Here is a 15,509-nt window from a genome sequence, read left to right as displayed (position 1 = left end):
TCGTGGCAGAGCGGACGACGGCGCGACCGCCGGGAAGCTCCCGGCCGATGGCTGGATCAACGCATCACACGAGGAACAAAGCGACCGACCGCCACCTGGCGGACGAAGGGTACCCGCGTCGCCACAACGGAGGCAGGCATGAGCGTGCATAAGACTGTTATCATCACGGGCGCGTCGCAAGGGATCGGAGCCGGACTCGTCAAGACGTTCCTGGACAAGGGCTGGAACGTCGTCGGAACCTCTCGGAACATCAGCGAGAGCACGCTTTTCGACCGTGCGGGGCGATTGGAACTGATCAGCGGCGACGTCGCGGATCCGAAAACCGCCGAGCGGGCGGCGGCGGCAGCGATTGAGCAGTTCGGCTCGATCGACGCACTCGTGAACAATGCCGGAGTGTTCTTCACCAAACCGTTCCTCGAATACACCATCGACGATTTCCGGCGCCTGTGCGCGACGAACGTCGAGGGATTCCTCCATTTCACGCAGCGCGCAATCGGACAAATGCTGCGCCAGAAGTCCGGCGGGAGCGTCGTGACGATCACGTCGTCCCTGACGGACCATCCGATTGCCGGCGTGACCGCGTCGCTTCCAATGGTCACCAAGGGCGGCCTCAACGCCGTCACCAAGAGCCTGGCGCTGGAGTTCGCCAAGGACAACATCCGCGTCAACGCCCTGTCTCCGGGGGTGGTCGACACTCCTCTCCATGCGAAAAACCCGCGGTCCTTCCTCGAATCCTTGTCGCCGATGGGGACTATCACGGCGGTTCAGGAGATCGTCGACGGCGTCGTCTATCTGACGGAATCCTCCAACATCACCGGGGAGGTGCTGCACGTCGACAACGGCGCACATCTGGGCAAATGGTAGTCGCGAGCGCTGAGGCGCGCATCAAGGAACTGGCGATATGCCTCCCGAAGGCGCCCACGCCATTCGGCGCGTATGTCGAAGCGTTCCAAAGCGGCTCGCTGCTTTTCCTAAGCGGCATGCTACCGGTCGCCGGACATTTGCCACTCTATACGGGCCTCGTCGGCCGCGAGCTGTCCGTCGCCGAAGGCTACGACGCGGCGCGGGCGGCCTGCCTTAGTGGTCTAGCCGCCGCGCAGTCGCAGCTAGGAACGCTGGACAGGATCCGATCGGTCGCCAAGCTGGGAGTCTACATCGCCTGCCCCGCCGATTTCCATGAACACCCCAAAGTCGCCGATGGAGCGTCAGAGCTGTTGCTCGATGTGTTCGGTCCCGCCCGGCTCCCTCCCCGTGTCGTCCTCGGCGTTTCCAGCATACCGCTTGGAATGCCCGTCGAGGTCGAACTGGTCTTCGAGATCGGGCCAGCATTCCTCTCACAAACTCAAGAACGGAGCCAACCATGAAGGTCAGACAACCAACCAGGACAAGCGCCATCGCGATGTCGTCGAAAGCCCTTACCGCCGCGGCGCTACTGCTGCTTCCAGCGCTCGCCCTTTCCGGTCAGACGAAGGTCGCCGAGAAAGTGGATCGTGCTGCAGAGGTCAAGGCCGACCCAGGTCGGGAACATGCACAGATCAAGGTGGATAAGCGGACGCCCGCCTACTGGCGCGTCACCTTCGACAACCCGCCCTTCAACATCTTCGGACCGGAGACGATCCCTCAGATGGAGAAAGTGGTGGCCGAAATCGAGAGCGATCCTAATCTTCGAGTCGTCGTCTTCGACAGCGCTGTGCCGGGGTTCTTCCTCACCCACTACAACTTTACGCCGCCTCTCGCCGAATCCACCAGCCTCCCTTCTGGCCCGACCGGTTTGCACCCCCTGCCCGACATGCTGGTCCGTATCAGCAAGTCGCCAGTCGTCTCGATCGCGCTGATCCGCGGCCGCGCGACGGGGGTCGGAAGCGAGCTTGCTCTCGCCAGCGACATGCGCTTCGCGAGCCGTCAGAAAGCAATTCTCTCTCAGTGGGAGGTCGGTGCGGCACTCGTCCCCGGCGGCGGCCCGATGGCGCGGCTACCGCGGCTGATGGGGCGCGGTCGAGCGCTGGAGGTCCTGCTTGGCTCCGACGACATCAATGGCGATCTCGCTGAGAAGTACGGATACGTTAATCGCGCCTTCGACGACGACAAGCTCGATCCGTTCGTCGACGCTCTCGCTACCCGGATCTCTGGCTTTGATCGCCAGGCGATCGCCGACACCAAACGCCTGGTCGACTTCGCGAGCCTTCCGAGCGACCCCGAGATCGCCGCAGGCTGGGACGCCTTCATTACGTCGGTTCAGCGTCCGGCGGCGCAGAAGAACATCGGACGCCTGATGGACATGGGCCTGCAGAAGGACCCGGACATCGAGGCCAGGCTCGGACACTACACGCAAACTCTGGCCGACGAGTAGGCCGAGGCGGTGCCCGCGCAAGGACTCGGCAGGTCGCGCGGGCATCAACGTCCTTCAACGCACTCAACCACAAAGGAGAAGTCTCATGCACAGCCTTGAAAACCAGATCGTCGATTCCAGCTTTTCGGCCATCATCAACGCCCCGATCGAGACGATCGATATTCCGACATGGTGTTTTAACCTGCCGGAAGAGGAATACCAGGGATGCTCGCCTGCCCACATCGCAGCGGGCTTCACGACAGCGGACGACGGCACGCGGATGTCGATAAATGTCGAGACAATCGGCGGCAGTCTGATGGTCCAGCATTACCACGAAACACTCGGCGAAAAGGATCATCTCATCCTCGACTCCGATTCCGACGTCTTTACGCCGAACGGCCGGGTCACCATCCACGTCACCTGGGAACTGAGTGTGAAGAAGCTCGATGCGAACCGCTGCGAATTCACCAACCGCGTCCAATCCTACGCGACCGACGAGATGATGGCCTTCCTTGATCGCCAGGGCATCCCGTTCGAACTCTTCCGCACGCAGCGACAGCCGATGTCGATTGCTCACAACAAGGGCGAGACGCCGCTGTTCGCGGCGAGCATTGAGCGCGCGGCCCTGAAGAATTCGGCCACGAAAGCGGCTTGAGCCGAAGGAAAACATCATGACAGAACTTTCCTTTGATCGGAATAACACTGGCCTGCTGGTGGTTGACCCCTACAACGACTTCATCTCGGAGGGCGGCAAGATCTGGCCCCGGATCAAGGAGGTCGCTGAGGCGAACAACTGCGTGCCGCACATGCTCGAAGTGCTAACCGCCGCCCGCGAAGCCAAGCTCCGGGTCTTTTTCGCGATGCATCATCGCTATCGGGCCGGAGACTACGAGAATTGGAAGTATGTGGCGCCGATCCAGCGTGCGGCCTGGCACCGCAAGAGCTTCGAGTTCGGCACGTGGGGCGGTGAGTTTAGAGCCGAGTTCGTGCCCGTGGCCGGCGAGGTCGTCGCATCCGAGCATTGGTGCTCGAGCGGCTTTGCCAACACCGATCTCGATCTCGAGCTGAAGCGGCATGGCATCCAGCGTGTCATCGTGATCGGATTGGTGGCCCACACCTGCATCGAAGCAACCGTCCGGTACGCCGCCGAACTTGGCTACGACGTGACCGTCGTTAAGGATGCGGTCGCCGACTATTCGCCGGAAATGATGCATGCGGCACTGGAGGTCAATCTGCCCAGCTATGCCAGCGCCATCATCGACACCAAGGAAACCGTAGCGGCGATCGCCCTCACCCAGGAGGCGTAGGCAACCATTTTACGGGCTACTTGCATTCGGGGGGCATCAAGCTTGCCGGATGCAGCTCCATTTGAAAAGTAATACTATTTGCATGCCGAGGGTTGGCAGGCCTCGCGTCGACGCCTATTTGAGGTCAAAGCCAACTGCCAACGGTTAGCGTCGAGCCTCCCACATGAGTGGAGGACAGTATCGGCTCTTCGTTTCGAAAGGATCCACGATGACACTCTCCGGCGACCTCCTCATCGGCGGCGCGAGCATGCGCGGCGCGGCCGCGACATTCTCCGCGATCAACCCAGCCAGCGGCAGCTCCATGGAGCCGAGCTTTGCGGGCGCGACCAGGGAGCAGGTCGAGCAAGCCGCGTCTTTGGCTTGGGACGCCTTCCCGGTCTACAAGGAAACATCGCTCGAGGATCGGGCCCGCTTCCTGGAAGCGATCGCGGAAGGAATTCTGGCCATCGGGGACGAACTCGTCCTGCGAGCAATCGACGAGACGGGACTGCCGCGCGGCCGCATCGAAGGAGAGCGCGCCCGAACGGTCGGACAGCTTCGGCTCTTCGCCAAGGAAGTCCGCGACGGCGTTTTCCAGGAACTGCGTTTCGATCCCGCCGACGCCGACCGCAAGCCGGTGGCGAAGCCTGATCTTCGGCTCCGCAACATCGCTCTCGGACCGGTCGTAGTGTTCGGGGCGTCGAACTTCCCCCTAGCCTTTTCCGTCGCTGGCGGCGACACTGCCTCCGCCCTCGCGGCCGGCTGTCCGGTGATCGTCAAGGCGCACTCCGCCCATCCCGGAACCTCTGCACTGGTTGGCAAGGCCGTCGTCGACGCCGTCGCTGCATGCGGGCTCCCGTCGGGGACTTTCGCGCTGTTGTTCGACGCAGGCTTCGAGGTCGGCCAGACCCTGGTCGCCGACCACCGGGTACGCGCAGTTGGCTTCACCGGCTCGCGCCGCGGCGGCACCGCGTTGATGAAGATCGCGTCGGAGCGGAAGCAGCCGATACCCGTCTACGCCGAAATGAGCAGCATCAACCCCGTAATCCTCTATCCAAACGCACTGCTGGGCCGGGGCGCGGAAATCGGGAGATCGTTCGCGGCTTCGCTGACCCTCGGCGCCGGTCAATTCTGCACGAATCCTGGTTTGATCATCGCCATCGAGGGAGCGGGCCTCGACGCTTTCATCGAGAGCGCAGCGGCGGCGTTGGCCGAAGCGCCGGCTCAGACCATGCTGACAGGCGGCATCTGCGAGGCGTATCGAAAGGGCGTGGCAAGGCTGTCGTCTTCACCGCCCGTCTCGCAGGTCTCTGCGGGGAAAAACGGAACGGCTCATCAAGCGTCTGCCGCGCTTTTCGAGACGACGGCGGCTGACTTTCTCGCCAATCCAGAGCTCCAGGAAGAGGTGTTCGGCGCGGCGGGGCTGATCGTTCGTTGCCACGACGACGACGACCTCCGTAAAGTGGTCGAATCCTTGGAAGGACAGTTGACGATCGCGCTACACGTGGATGCCAAGGACGTCGATGCGGCCTCGCAGATGATCCCGCAGTTGGAACTTCTCGCCGGCCGGCTCCTCGTCAACGGCTTCGGGACGGGCGTCGAAGTCTCCCCGGCGATGGTCCATGGCGGACCTTATCCGGCGACGTCGGACGGAAGATCGACGTCGGTCGGCACATTGGCGATCTATCGTTTCCTGCGCCCAGTCTCCTACCAGGACTTTCCGGTCGGCCTGCTTCCAGCCCCACTCAAGGATGTTAAGGCCGCCCCTCGCGCGTAGAAGATAAAAACTGGAGGGGGGCGGCTCACGCCCCCGCTCCTTGTCTTGCAGAGGTTAGACCTCTGAAGCCTTCGCAGCCATCGTGGCCTTCGCCCACCAGACCAGCTCGTCCAGCGCAGTCTTCGCCGATGGCAGGAGGTTTGCTTCGATCTCTTCGATCGGCTTGTTGCCGCCCATCGAGAAAACGGTGAAGAAGTCGCTGCCGCCGATATGAACGGCCGCATGCGTGGAAACCATCTGCAGCTCGACGCCGATTCCGCGAAGATGCTCAAGTGCGCGCGACCCGCCCGCGGTGCCGTAGGCGATCGCAGTGAACGGCTTGCGCGCCCATTCCACATAGGACTGGTCGAGGGCGTTCTTCAGCACGCCGGTGATCGAGCGATTGTATTCCGCGACAACGAAGATGTACCCGTCGTAGCGGGCGACGGTGTGCTGCCAACGAACGGCTTCGGCACTCTGGCTGGGTGCGTAGGCGTTCGACGCCACCTCGTCGAAGAACGGCAGGGGATGGTCACGCAGATCGACGATTTCGACGTCGATGTCGTCGCGGGCCTGAGCCTGCTTCAGTATCCACTGTGCGGGCTTGTCGGCGAAACGGGTCGGTCGGGTGGAGCCGATGATGATGGCGATCTTAGGTTTCGTAGGCATGGCATTCCTAATTTTATGTCGGGTTGATGATAATGACCCTCTGGGAGAGGATCAGTCGCTACTCAGGGCGTCTGCATAGGCATAAAGCCCAGGAGAACCTCCCGTCATGACGAACAGGACGTTCGATCCTGGCGCGATGACTTCGTTTTCGATATCGGACAGCAGGCCGGCAAAGGCTTTCCCTCCGTAGACGGGATCCAGAAGCAGGCCTTCAGAGCGGCCGACGAGCCTGATCGCTTCAATCATTTCGCACGTCGGCACGCCGTAGCCGCCACCGAGCTTCGCGCCGTCTATCGCCAGCTCCTCAGCTCGAATTCGGTCCTTCTTCCCGAGGAGGTCGAAGACCGCATTGACCTTCTCCACCGTCGCGGCGACGCATGTCTCCGCTGGCGAGAGCACGGTGTATGCTCTGATCCTGGAAGGATTTTTTCCGACCAGGGCATCTCCCACGGCCAGACCGGCGTGCATGCCGCCACTACCGTTCGGGATGACGACGTGGTCGAACGCGATGCCGATCTCAGTCGATTGCGCTGCGATTTCGAATGCGCAGTCGACGTAGCCCAGAGCTCCGACCGGCGTCGAACCGCCAAGCGTGCCCACGAAAGCCTTCCCTCCGGCCGCGGCGATCTCCGACGCGCGGGCCGTGGCGAACGCGCTCGCATCGTCGCCGGTGCCGAGGAGGTGGACGCGGGCGCCAAAGACCCGGTCCAACAAGACGTTGCCGCTGGCCTGGTAGATCTCGGTCCCGCGGGGCACCATTTTAGTCAGAACGACCTCGCATGCCAGTCCGGTTCTGGCGCAGGCGGCCGCGGCCAGACGGGCGAAATTTGACTGCACGCCGCCGGTTACGACGAGGGTATCGCAGCCTTTCGACCGGGCCTGGCCGATGAGGAATTCAAGCTTGCGGAGCTTGTTGCCCCCGCCCCCGAGTTCCATCAGATCGTCTCTCTTCGCCCAGATCGAGACGCCTCGTCGGCTCTCGCCGAGCACTTGCTCCAGACGATCCAGCCGCTGGATCGGCGTCGGTCCGTTCACCAGGCGTACGCGCGGAAACCGGTTCAAAAGATCCCAGTCGGACATCTCTGCCTCGCTTCTTGAGTGTTGTCGTACCGGTGTCAGGACGCTAGCGCCGGCGTCCGGTAGCGCGGGGCAGGAACGTTGCGAGAAAGGTTCGGCATCAGCTTCTGACGAGCCGCCTCGTATGCGTTCCAGTCGTCGATGTTGGGTACCGAAGGAAGGGTCATCAGTTCGCCCATGTCGAGACCGGCGAGTGCAGCATCGACCGCATCTTCGGCCTTCATGACGATCTGGTCGGGCAGGCGGTCGAGCGAGCCGCCCGATGCCTCCCAGAAAGGCGTCTCCACCGCGCCGGGAAGTACGGCCTGAATCCGGATGTTCTTTTCCGCCAGCTCCTTCTGCAGAGAGAACGTCAAAGCGATGACGAACGCCTTCGTTGCGCCGTAGACCCCGTTGAGGATTTCGGGGGCCACGCCCAACGCGGAGGCCATGTTGACGATCGTGCCGTGCTCACGTGCGACGAAGGACGGCGCGACGGCATAGACGAGACGAGTCAGAGCCGTCACGTTGATCGCAATCATTTTTTCCATCGCCTCGACGTCGGACATGAGCAACGGTTCGACCGCGCCGACCCCGGCATTGTTGACGAGCATGGTGATCGACGGGTCGCTCCGAAGGATTCCTTCAACCTTCAGCAGGTCGTCCCGTTGGCCAAGGTCGGCCCGGACGGTCTTTACGTTCCGACCGGTCGAACTTGCGATATCCTTGCTGATCCGGGCGAGCGCATCCTGGCTGCGCGCCACCAGTATCAGGTCGTAGCCGCGGCGGGCTAGCCTGTCGGCGTAGAGCGCGCCGATACCCGACGATCCACCGGTGATCAGCGCAGTGCCTCTTGGAAAGTTTGTCATTGTGGTTCTCCTTGATTGAGGTGAATTCGGAATGCTTGTCAGCGAAGCGTTCTGAACGCCGCACGCAGCTCCGATGCGAAAAGCTCCGGTTGCTCCCAGGCGGCGAAGTGCCCGCCCTTGTCGACTTTGCTGTAGTAGATGAGGTTGTGGTACGCCTTCTCGGCCCAGCTTTCGGCGCCTGGTAGATCTCGCCGGGAAAGACGGTGATCGCGGCCGGAATCTTGATGTCGACGGCGTTGAAGTTGTTGGCGTTGTTCTCCCAGTAGAGCCGCGCGCCAGACGTGGCCGTCCCGGTGAACCAGTAGAGAGAGATGTCGTCGAGCATCTCGTCCTTGCTCAGCGACTTCTCCGGATCGCCGCCGCTATAGGTCCAGTCGGCGAACTTGTCGTAGTACCAGGCGGCGAGACGCGTGACCATCATCAAAGCGTAGCCCGCGCCCTTCGTGTACAGCGCGTTCATCTGCTCGTAGGCGGCCTTCTCGTCTTCGGAAAGCCCGGCCGGCGCGGGTTCGCCATCGGCGAGCGCCTTTGCAATGTCGGGCGGAACGGTCGCCGGCATGTTCGTGTGAATGCCGAGCAGTCCGTCCGGTGCCTGCGCCGCCATCTTGTCGGATACGACAGCGCCCCAGTCCCCGCCCTGCGACACATAACGGTCGTAGCCGAGCCGCTTCATCAGCACGTGCCACGCCCGCCCGATGCGGTCCGGGCCCCATCCGGTTTCGCTTGGGACTTCCGAGAAGCCGTAGCCGGGCATCGACGGTATGACGACGTGGAAGGCGTCCTCCGCGGCGCCGCCGTGCGCGGTCGGATCGGTGAGCGGCCCGATCGTCTTGACGAGTTCGAGCACCGATCCGGGCCAGCCGTGCGTCATGATCAGCGGCAGGGCGTCCGCGTGCTTGGACTTGACGTGAATGAAGTGAATGTCGAGGCCGTCGATCCTGGTCATGAACTGCGTATGCGCGTTTAGCTTCTTCTCGCCGCGCCGCCAGTCGTATTCCTTGCCCCAGTACTCCACGAGCGGCTTTAGCTTTTGAAGCTGCGCGCCTTGCGAACGGTCGGAAACCGTCTCCTTGCCAGGCCAACGTGTCGCACGGACACGGCGGCGCAGCTCATCGACCTCCTCCTGCGGGATTGCGCACTTGAAGGGGCGGATAGCATCGCCCTCCGTCGCCGCCCTGACGGGCTTGGGGAGAATGCTGAGTGCGGCGGTCGCGGCTGTGACTGCAAGCAGTTGGCGCCGCGTCGTCGATAGTGCGGTTCTCGTTTCTACTCTTGCTGACATGACGTCCTCCGTTGAAACTGAATGGTTGGAATGCGTCTTAGGGATCGTCCGGCAGGGCTGGCGAGGATATTGTTCGAAGGTATCGGCGATACCAATGGATCGGTTACCGACGTTGCTCGACGCATCGACACCTTGGGACAATGGACATCGGGGACAGCGACGGCGCATCGTGCCGATCGCGGTGAAAGTGACCGCGATTAACAGGGAGATCGAGATGGCTATCCAAGAACCCACCCCAACCAAATCCGCGCGCGCGGATCACATCGACATGAAGCTCGAAGTCGTCGTCATTCCCGTGTCCGACGTCGATCGCGCCAAGTCCTTCTACACCGGCCTTGGCTGGAGGCTCGACGCCGACGTCTCTGGCAAGGACGGTTTTCGCGTCGTGCAGGTGACCCCTCCAGGATCGCCTTGCTCCATGATTTTCGGATCGAATGTGGCGGCCGCCTCACCCGGTTCCGCTCAAGGCCTCCACTTGGTCGTTACCGACATCGAGATGGCGCACGCGGCTCTTGCCTCCCGCGGCGCCGAGATGAGCGGCGTCTTTCACGACGCCGGCGGCGTCTTCCATCACAAGGGTGCCGACCAGCGGCTGCCAGGACCACATCCCTCCCGGTCGAGCTACGGTTCTTTCGCCTCCTTCTCCGACCCGGACGGAAACGGCTGGCTCCTACAGGAAGTCACGGCGAGACTTCCTGGTCGCATCGACACCAAAGGTGCAGCGTTCACATCCGCGGGCGACCTCGCAGAGGCGCTGCGCAGGGCCGCGGCCGCCCATGGCGAGCATGAGAAGCGCGACGGCGGCAAGCACGACGAGGCGTGGCCAGAATGGTACGCCGACTATCTGGTCAAAGAGCAGTCTGGCCAAACCCTGCCGACGTGACCTCCTGAACGAAAGCCTGCGCCCCAGGCAACCATCTCCGCCCCGACCATTGCGCAAGAACGCCGGTCCTCTCGTGCCGGCGTTCCCGCTGGCTACCGGCGACACTCGTCCGTCGGCCTCGGTTGACGAGCACCGAGCCGGTACCGAGCTCATCACCGTGACTGGGAGGTTAGCTGGGAAGCGCGTCGCGGAGAACCGTCGCTTGCCTGCAGACAGCCAACCGCGTTTCGGCACAATTATTCGAGGCTTCCGGATTCGGCGGCGATGCGTCCAAGTTCCGAACGTAGACGCGGCACTGCAAAGTCGATGAAGGTTCGAACTTTCGGAACGGCTGCGCGTCCTTGAGGGGCCAGGATGTGAACTGGCAGCGCAGGTGGCTCCGCCTGATGAAGAACGACCCTGAGGCGACCGTCGCGGACATATTCTGCGACGTGATACGAATAGAGCCGGGTCACGCCCATTCCTTCGGCGGCCGATGCCGCAGCCGCTCGGACGCTGTTGACCAGATAGCGTGGGGTGAAGTGAACGGTTCTTGGGACGGAAGTGCCTTTGGCCGGCGCGAAGCTCCAGGATTCGAGGCCGAAGTTCGAGAAGGCGATCAAGTCGTGGCGGGAGAGATCGGACGGCTCAGTGATTGCGGCTCGACTGTCGAGATATTGCGGCGCGGCGACCACGACGCGGCGAACATCTCCGCCAATGCGCGTGGACATGTGGGTCGAGTCGGCGAGATTTCCGATCCTCAGGGCGACGTCCACTCCCTCGTCGACCAGGTTCACGAAGCGATCGAGCATCAAAAGCCGAACGGAGACGTTGGCGTTCTCAAGAAGGAAGCTGTCGAGGATCGGCCGGAGCACCTCTTCGCCCAGGATGGGCGGCGCCGAAATTGTCAGCGTTCCTCGCGGAGAGGATCGCTCTGAGCCGGCGATCATGTCCGCCTCCTCGAGATCGACAAGCACCCTGCGACATGCTTCGACATATCTCTGGCCCGCTTCGCTGAGCTTTAGACTCCTTGTCGTTCGGTGAAGGAGTTCCACGCCAACATGTTGCTCAAGCAGACCCAATGCCCGACTGATCGCAGTCGGGGACCGCTTCAGCCTACGAGCGGCGCCCGCCAGGCTTCCTTCTTCAACCGCAGTGACGAAGACCTTCATTGCATCGATACGATCCATTATCTGCTCCTGACCGCTTTAGGCGCCGGCGAGCCGCGCGAAGTTGCCGGTGACGGGCCATCTACCCAACAAGCAGGTGACGCGCGACCCTTCAGGCCCGATACCATCGTACAATGGACTTCCCCGCTGGACCGATCATTCTGTCCAGGCTTGCTAAGCGAGTTGATGATTTTATCGCCAAGCGCACATTTTGTGATACCATTTTTCGGGAAGTTGGCGACGACCTGGACAGCTCTTTGGGAGAGCACATGTACCGGATGACCTCCACGGTGACGACTTCGAACCTAGGCGATCAGGATCGACCGACAGTCTTCGTCGTTGATGACGACATCTCAGTGCGAGAATCGCTGGAGCTGCTGATTGGCTCCGCCGGGTGGCGACCCCTGCTTTTCGACTCCGCGCATAGTTTTCTCGAAGCACCGGTTCTGGCCTCTCCCTGCTGCCTGGTTCTTGACGTGAATATGCCAGGACTGAACGGCCTCGATCTCCAGAGCATGATTACGATAAGCCGGAGCAGGATGCCGATCATATTCGTGTCCGGTTTCGGCGACGTCCCGACGACCGTGAAAGCTCTCAAAGGAGGCGCGTTGGATTTCCTTACCAAACCGATCGAGACGGTTGCTTTCCTGGAGGCCGTGAGCTCGGCGTTGGAACAGAGCGCGGCCATGTTGCGTGACGATAGCAACCTGCTTGCGCTGCAAGGGTGTTACGAGGCGCTTACCAAGCGCGAACGAGAGGTCATGGTGCGCGTGGTCAAAGGGCTTCTCAACAAGCAAGTGGCATACGAGTTGGATATCAGCGAGATCACCGTCAAGGCGCATCGCGGCCAAGTCATGCGGAAGATGTGCGCCCGAACTCTTCCCGACCTCGTGAACATGGCCGCGCGCCTTCGGCTGGAGGAGCCACCCGAAATTCACTGAAGCGTAAAGCCTCGATCGGCGCGCGGCACAACTTGGTAGAACCCGGCGACAACGGCACAACCGATACCATAGGATAATATACGGCAGGTTGATTAAAACGCACGATATCCTGAGGGTGCAATCCCGCGAAAAGGATAGATATGAGCGTGGAACTCGTTCGGGTTCTGGAAGCGTTGCCAGGAATGGCTTTTACCGCCCTCCCGGACGGCAGCATCGATTTCATGAACGCCAATTTGATTGATTTCCTCGGGCTTGGCGAAGCGGTGACGGTTTGGCCATTAGCCGCCTCTCCCGCAGACCTGCGGAACACGAGACAGCAGTGGGACGCGCTGCTGTCCGGACGCGAGCCTTTCGAAATCACATTGCCTATAGGTCACCCCACCGCCGCGTTGCAGGAATTGCATGTTCGCTGCAAGCCATTGATCGAAAACGACCGGGTGGACAGGTGGTACGGCTTGGCGACCGAGGGGGCGCACATTGCATCGCGACCAGAGATGCGAGACGGCGCCGCCGCGAAGGCATCGGATAATCAGACTATCTTGGAAAGTATTCCGGCCGGCATAGGAGTTCTCGATTCGAACGGAAACGTCGAGGCGATCAACGGCCACCTCCTGCAATACTATGGTCGGTCGCTTGATGAACTACGCTCCTGGGGTCGAAGTGATGTCGTCCATCCCGATGACATGCCGGGGTTAACCAAAGCCATTCAACAGGCGGTCGACAAAGGCACGGCCTACGAGGCCGAGGCACGGCTCCGGCGCGCCGACGGCGAATATCGATGGTTCCAAATCGTCGGTTATCCCCTCGCGGATGAAAACGGCGGCATCGCCCGCTGGTACGCGCTCCATATAGATGTCGATGATCGGCGGAAGGCCGAGGACGCGCTACGATCCAACGAACTGGAGCTTCGGAACATCGTCAACGCGATGCCACTCACCGTGTGGACGAGCCGCCCCGATGGCTACTGCGACTTCGTCAACGATAGATGGCTGGAGTATGCAGGATTGAATGCCGAACAAGCAGAAGGTTCCGGTTGGGAATCCGTCGTTCACCCGGAGGATGCGAGCCATCTCGCAAAGTCCTGGAACGCTTCTCTTGCTTCGGGTCGTCCTGCTGATTTCGAAGCAAGAATGCGTGGAGCCGATGGCGGATACAGGTGGTTTCTCTTTCGCGCGACGCCGCTCCTGGGTGAAGACGGCAAGATCATCAAGTGGTACGGCACCCACATCGACATCGAAGACCGGAAGCGCGCGGAACGAGCGCTGGCCGAACGAGAGCGTGAGTCTCGTTTGATCGTCGACGGCATCGCAGGAATGATAGCAATCTTCTCGCCAGACGCCCAGTTGATCGACGGCAATCAGCAGATCCTCGACTATTTCGAGCGTCCGCTGTCGGAATTGAATGACTGGTCGAGCAACGGTATCACGCACCCCGACGATCTGCAGACCTGCATCGATAGCTTCATGGGCTCCATCGCCACGGGAGAACCATACGATTACGAAACCCGCTTTCTCCGGCACGACGGCACGTGGAGATGGTTCCAGCTTCGGGGGCTCCCCCTTCGCGACGCCGAAGGCGAGATCGTCCGGTGGTATGGACTATTGACGGATATTGACGACCGAAAGCGAGCCGAGGAGAAGCTGCGCAGAAGCGAGGCGTTTCTAGCGGACGCCCAACGCCTCAGCAAGACAGGGAGCTTCTTGCTTAATCTTGGCACAAGCGAAGTCACCTGGTCAGCGGAAACCTATCGTATCTTCGAAGTCGATCCGACGACGCCGGTGACGCTCGACATCGTCCTGTCCCGTCTGGATCCCGATAGTCTAGCTACCGTGGAGCAGGTTATCGATCAAGCCAACAGAGGGGCCGGCGACTTCGACTACGACATAACCCTGATAACGCCGAGCCACTCGCCAAAATACGTACGGGTGCTTGCGCATAGTGAGCGGAACAGGGATGGGGATCAGGAATTGATCGGCGCCGTGCAGGACGTTACCGAGAGCCGGAAGGCGGAAGATGCGCTCAATCGGGCGCGATCAGAACTGTCCTACGTAACTCGCGTTACGAGCCTCGGCGTGTTGACCGCGTCAATTGCTCACGAGGTGAATCAACCGCTAGCTGGCCTGGTGACCAATGCGGAGACTTGTCTGCGAGTTCTGGCTTCGAATCCTCCAAATCTCGATATCGCGAAGGACACGGCACGGCGAACGATCCGCGACGCCAACCGCGCTGCCGACGTGATCGCCCGTCTTTGGGAATTGTTTAGCCGCAAACCGCCGAACCTCGAGGCAGTCGACGTTAATGAGATTGCCGAGGAAGTCATCGCACTGATATCGAGCGATCTGCAGCATGCGAAAACGTCATTGACGGCCAACTTCGCAAACGATTTGCCGCGCGTGACCGGCGCTCGGGTGCAGCTTCAGCAAGTTATCATGAACCTCCTTCGAAATTCGATCGAGGCGATGCCGGCCGCGGGAGATCGGCCGCGACGAATTCGTTTGAAGACAGAGGGAGGCCTTCGAGAAATCCGGCTCTACATCGAGGATACCGGCGTAGGCTTTGACCCCCAGGGGGTGGACCGAATTTACGACGCTTTTTACACGACGAAGCCAGACGGCATGGGAATCGGCCTCTCTGTCAGTCGTTCGATTATTGAGAATCATCATGGCCGGCTGTGGGCCGAACCAAACGCTGACCATGGTGCTACCGTAGGATTTTCGGTCCCGACGTCTGCGAGCGGCGATGGGGAAAGTATCGGTCCGTCAGCGGTCCAGACGGCAAGTGACATGCAGAGGAATTTATGACTAGCCGCAAAAGACATGTCTCGGTCGTCGACGACGACGAATCCGTCCGCGAAGCCCTCCCAGATCTTCTCCGCTCGTTCGGTTTGTCCGTGGAAGCTTTTTCGTCCGCTGAGGCGTTTTTGAATTCTAAGTCGTTACAAACCAGCGACGGCATGATTCTTGACGTGGCAATGCCTGGCATGACCGGGCCGGAGCTTCAGCAGGAACTCGACCGGAGAGGCCGACGGATTTCAATCATTTTCATAACGGCGATCAAGGATGAGGACGTGCGGTCGAGGTTGATACGTGAGGGGGCTTGCGACTGTCTGTTCAAGCCCTTCAGCGCCGACGACCTTCAGGATGCGTTGCGGCTCGCATCATTGATAGACTGATATAGAGGGGCTGGCGCGGACGTAGGATGCCCCGCAATCCGGCATACGCGTAGGTACTAAAGTGTCTAGTGCCGCGCAGTAGCCGTCAAAGGATCGATATTGTAGGCTCTCGCCCGGA

Annotated in this window: 14 protein-coding genes and 1 pseudogene; 10 read left to right on the top strand and 5 right to left on the bottom strand. The window is 61.2% G+C overall.

Features of this window, described 5'->3' with window-relative positions; translation table 11 throughout:
* Nucleotides 1-138 precede the first annotated feature (138 nt).
* The 6 genes from AC245Y_RS29425 (at nucleotide 139) to AC245Y_RS29400 (ending at nucleotide 5,392) form a co-directional block, all read left to right on the top strand.
* Complete coding sequence (locus AC245Y_RS29425) at nucleotides 139-864, top strand: SDR family NAD(P)-dependent oxidoreductase (protein ID WP_012763356.1); 726 nt, start codon at nucleotides 139-141, stop codon at nucleotides 862-864.
* Entirely contained in the window at nucleotides 858-1,364 is a 507-nt protein-coding gene (locus AC245Y_RS29420) for a RidA family protein (RefSeq protein ID WP_017996545.1), read from the top strand. The genes AC245Y_RS29425 and AC245Y_RS29420 overlap by 7 nt, the downstream gene beginning before the upstream one ends.
* Nucleotides 1,361-2,350 carry an enoyl-CoA hydratase/isomerase family protein gene (locus AC245Y_RS29415; RefSeq protein WP_017996546.1) on the top strand — a complete coding sequence of 330 codons (990 nt, stop codon included), beginning with the start codon at nucleotides 1,361-1,363 and terminating at the stop codon, nucleotides 2,348-2,350. The genes AC245Y_RS29420 and AC245Y_RS29415 overlap by 4 nt, the downstream gene beginning before the upstream one ends.
* 85 nt (nucleotides 2,351-2,435) lie before the next feature.
* On the top strand, nucleotides 2,436-2,984 hold the full coding sequence (locus AC245Y_RS29410) for a hypothetical protein (RefSeq protein ID WP_012763359.1): 549 nt from the start codon (nucleotides 2,436-2,438) through the stop codon (nucleotides 2,982-2,984).
* A gap of 16 nt (nucleotides 2,985-3,000) precedes the next feature.
* The gene (locus AC245Y_RS29405) at nucleotides 3,001-3,636 is read left to right on the top strand and encodes a cysteine hydrolase family protein (protein WP_012763360.1); all 636 of its coding nucleotides are present in this window, start codon (nucleotides 3,001-3,003) and stop codon (nucleotides 3,634-3,636) included.
* A gap of 208 nt (nucleotides 3,637-3,844) precedes the next feature.
* Nucleotides 3,845-5,392 (top strand): aldehyde dehydrogenase (NADP(+)), encoded by a 1,548-nt coding sequence (locus AC245Y_RS29400; protein WP_012763361.1) that lies wholly within the window; start codon nucleotides 3,845-3,847, stop codon nucleotides 5,390-5,392.
* A 54-nt stretch (nucleotides 5,393-5,446) separates the two neighbouring features.
* Here AC245Y_RS29400 and AC245Y_RS29395 read toward each other — a convergent pair whose 3' ends face one another.
* From AC245Y_RS29395 to AC245Y_RS29380, 4 genes and pseudogenes are all read right to left on the bottom strand, one after another.
* Nucleotides 5,447-6,040 (bottom strand): NADPH-dependent FMN reductase, encoded by a 594-nt coding sequence (locus AC245Y_RS29395; protein ID WP_017996547.1) that lies wholly within the window; start codon nucleotides 6,038-6,040, stop codon nucleotides 5,447-5,449.
* Between the two features lie 51 nt (nucleotides 6,041-6,091).
* Entirely contained in the window at nucleotides 6,092-7,120 is a 1,029-nt protein-coding gene (locus AC245Y_RS29390; RefSeq protein ID WP_017996548.1) for a D-cysteine desulfhydrase family protein, read from the bottom strand.
* Between the two features lie 35 nt (nucleotides 7,121-7,155).
* Nucleotides 7,156-7,965 (bottom strand): SDR family NAD(P)-dependent oxidoreductase, encoded by an 810-nt coding sequence (locus tag AC245Y_RS29385; protein ID WP_012763364.1) that lies wholly within the window; start codon nucleotides 7,963-7,965, stop codon nucleotides 7,156-7,158.
* A gap of 38 nt (nucleotides 7,966-8,003) precedes the next feature.
* Nucleotides 8,004-9,247 (bottom strand): annotated as a pseudogene (locus tag AC245Y_RS29380) (epoxide hydrolase family protein).
* Nucleotides 9,248-9,461: 214 nt separating this feature from the next.
* Between AC245Y_RS29380 and AC245Y_RS29375 the strand changes: the two are divergent.
* Nucleotides 9,462-10,130, top strand: a complete 669-nt coding sequence (locus tag AC245Y_RS29375) for a VOC family protein (protein ID WP_017996549.1) — start codon at nucleotides 9,462-9,464, stop codon at nucleotides 10,128-10,130.
* Nucleotides 10,131-10,366: 236 nt separating this feature from the next.
* On the opposite strand, the gene AC245Y_RS29370 is transcribed toward AC245Y_RS29375, so the two are convergent.
* Nucleotides 10,367-11,299: a LysR family transcriptional regulator gene (locus tag AC245Y_RS29370; RefSeq protein ID WP_017996550.1), complete on the bottom strand. Its 933-nt coding sequence runs from the start codon at nucleotides 11,297-11,299 to the stop codon at nucleotides 10,367-10,369.
* A gap of 248 nt (nucleotides 11,300-11,547) precedes the next feature.
* Here AC245Y_RS29370 and AC245Y_RS29365 point away from each other — a divergent pair, with 248 nt between their 5' ends.
* The 3 genes from AC245Y_RS29365 (at nucleotide 11,548) to AC245Y_RS29355 (ending at nucleotide 15,391) form a co-directional block, all read left to right on the top strand.
* Nucleotides 11,548-12,219, top strand: coding sequence for a response regulator transcription factor (locus AC245Y_RS29365; protein WP_026157621.1), 672 nt, complete (start codon nucleotides 11,548-11,550; stop codon nucleotides 12,217-12,219).
* Nucleotides 12,220-12,359: 140 nt separating this feature from the next.
* Nucleotides 12,360-15,020 (top strand): PAS domain-containing sensor histidine kinase, encoded by a 2,661-nt coding sequence (locus AC245Y_RS29360; RefSeq protein WP_017996552.1) that lies wholly within the window; start codon nucleotides 12,360-12,362, stop codon nucleotides 15,018-15,020.
* Nucleotides 15,017-15,391: a response regulator gene (locus tag AC245Y_RS29355; protein ID WP_012763370.1), complete on the top strand. Its 375-nt coding sequence runs from the start codon at nucleotides 15,017-15,019 to the stop codon at nucleotides 15,389-15,391. The genes AC245Y_RS29360 and AC245Y_RS29355 overlap by 4 nt, the downstream gene beginning before the upstream one ends.
* The last annotated feature ends 118 nt before the right edge of the window (nucleotides 15,392-15,509 follow it).

The sequence above is a fragment of the Rhizobium sp. SRDI943 genome (genome assembly GCF_057653695.1).
Note: the sequence above shows the minus strand (reverse complement) of the source record. Positions and strands in the feature narration are given on the sequence as shown.

Coding starts and splice junctions, on each gene's coding strand:
- AC245Y_RS29425 (WP_012763356.1), top strand. CDS start 139: ATGAGCGTGCATAAGACTGTTATCATCACGGGCGCGTCGCAAGGGATC.
- AC245Y_RS29420 (WP_017996545.1), top strand. CDS start 858: ATGGTAGTCGCGAGCGCTGAGGCGCGCATCAAGGAACTGGCGATATGC.
- AC245Y_RS29415 (WP_017996546.1), top strand. CDS start 1,361: ATGAAGGTCAGACAACCAACCAGGACAAGCGCCATCGCGATGTCGTCG.
- AC245Y_RS29410 (WP_012763359.1), top strand. CDS start 2,436: ATGCACAGCCTTGAAAACCAGATCGTCGATTCCAGCTTTTCGGCCATC.
- AC245Y_RS29405 (WP_012763360.1), top strand. CDS start 3,001: ATGACAGAACTTTCCTTTGATCGGAATAACACTGGCCTGCTGGTGGTT.
- AC245Y_RS29400 (WP_012763361.1), top strand. CDS start 3,845: ATGACACTCTCCGGCGACCTCCTCATCGGCGGCGCGAGCATGCGCGGC.
- AC245Y_RS29395 (WP_017996547.1), bottom strand. CDS start 6,040: ATGCCTACGAAACCTAAGATCGCCATCATCATCGGCTCCACCCGACCG.
- AC245Y_RS29390 (WP_017996548.1), bottom strand. CDS start 7,120: ATGTCCGACTGGGATCTTTTGAACCGGTTTCCGCGCGTACGCCTGGTG.
- AC245Y_RS29385 (WP_012763364.1), bottom strand. CDS start 7,965: ATGACAAACTTTCCAAGAGGCACTGCGCTGATCACCGGTGGATCGTCG.
- AC245Y_RS29375 (WP_017996549.1), top strand. CDS start 9,462: ATGGCTATCCAAGAACCCACCCCAACCAAATCCGCGCGCGCGGATCAC.
- AC245Y_RS29370 (WP_017996550.1), bottom strand. CDS start 11,299: ATGGATCGTATCGATGCAATGAAGGTCTTCGTCACTGCGGTTGAAGAA.
- AC245Y_RS29365 (WP_026157621.1), top strand. CDS start 11,548: ATGTACCGGATGACCTCCACGGTGACGACTTCGAACCTAGGCGATCAG.
- AC245Y_RS29360 (WP_017996552.1), top strand. CDS start 12,360: ATGAGCGTGGAACTCGTTCGGGTTCTGGAAGCGTTGCCAGGAATGGCT.
- AC245Y_RS29355 (WP_012763370.1), top strand. CDS start 15,017: ATGACTAGCCGCAAAAGACATGTCTCGGTCGTCGACGACGACGAATCC.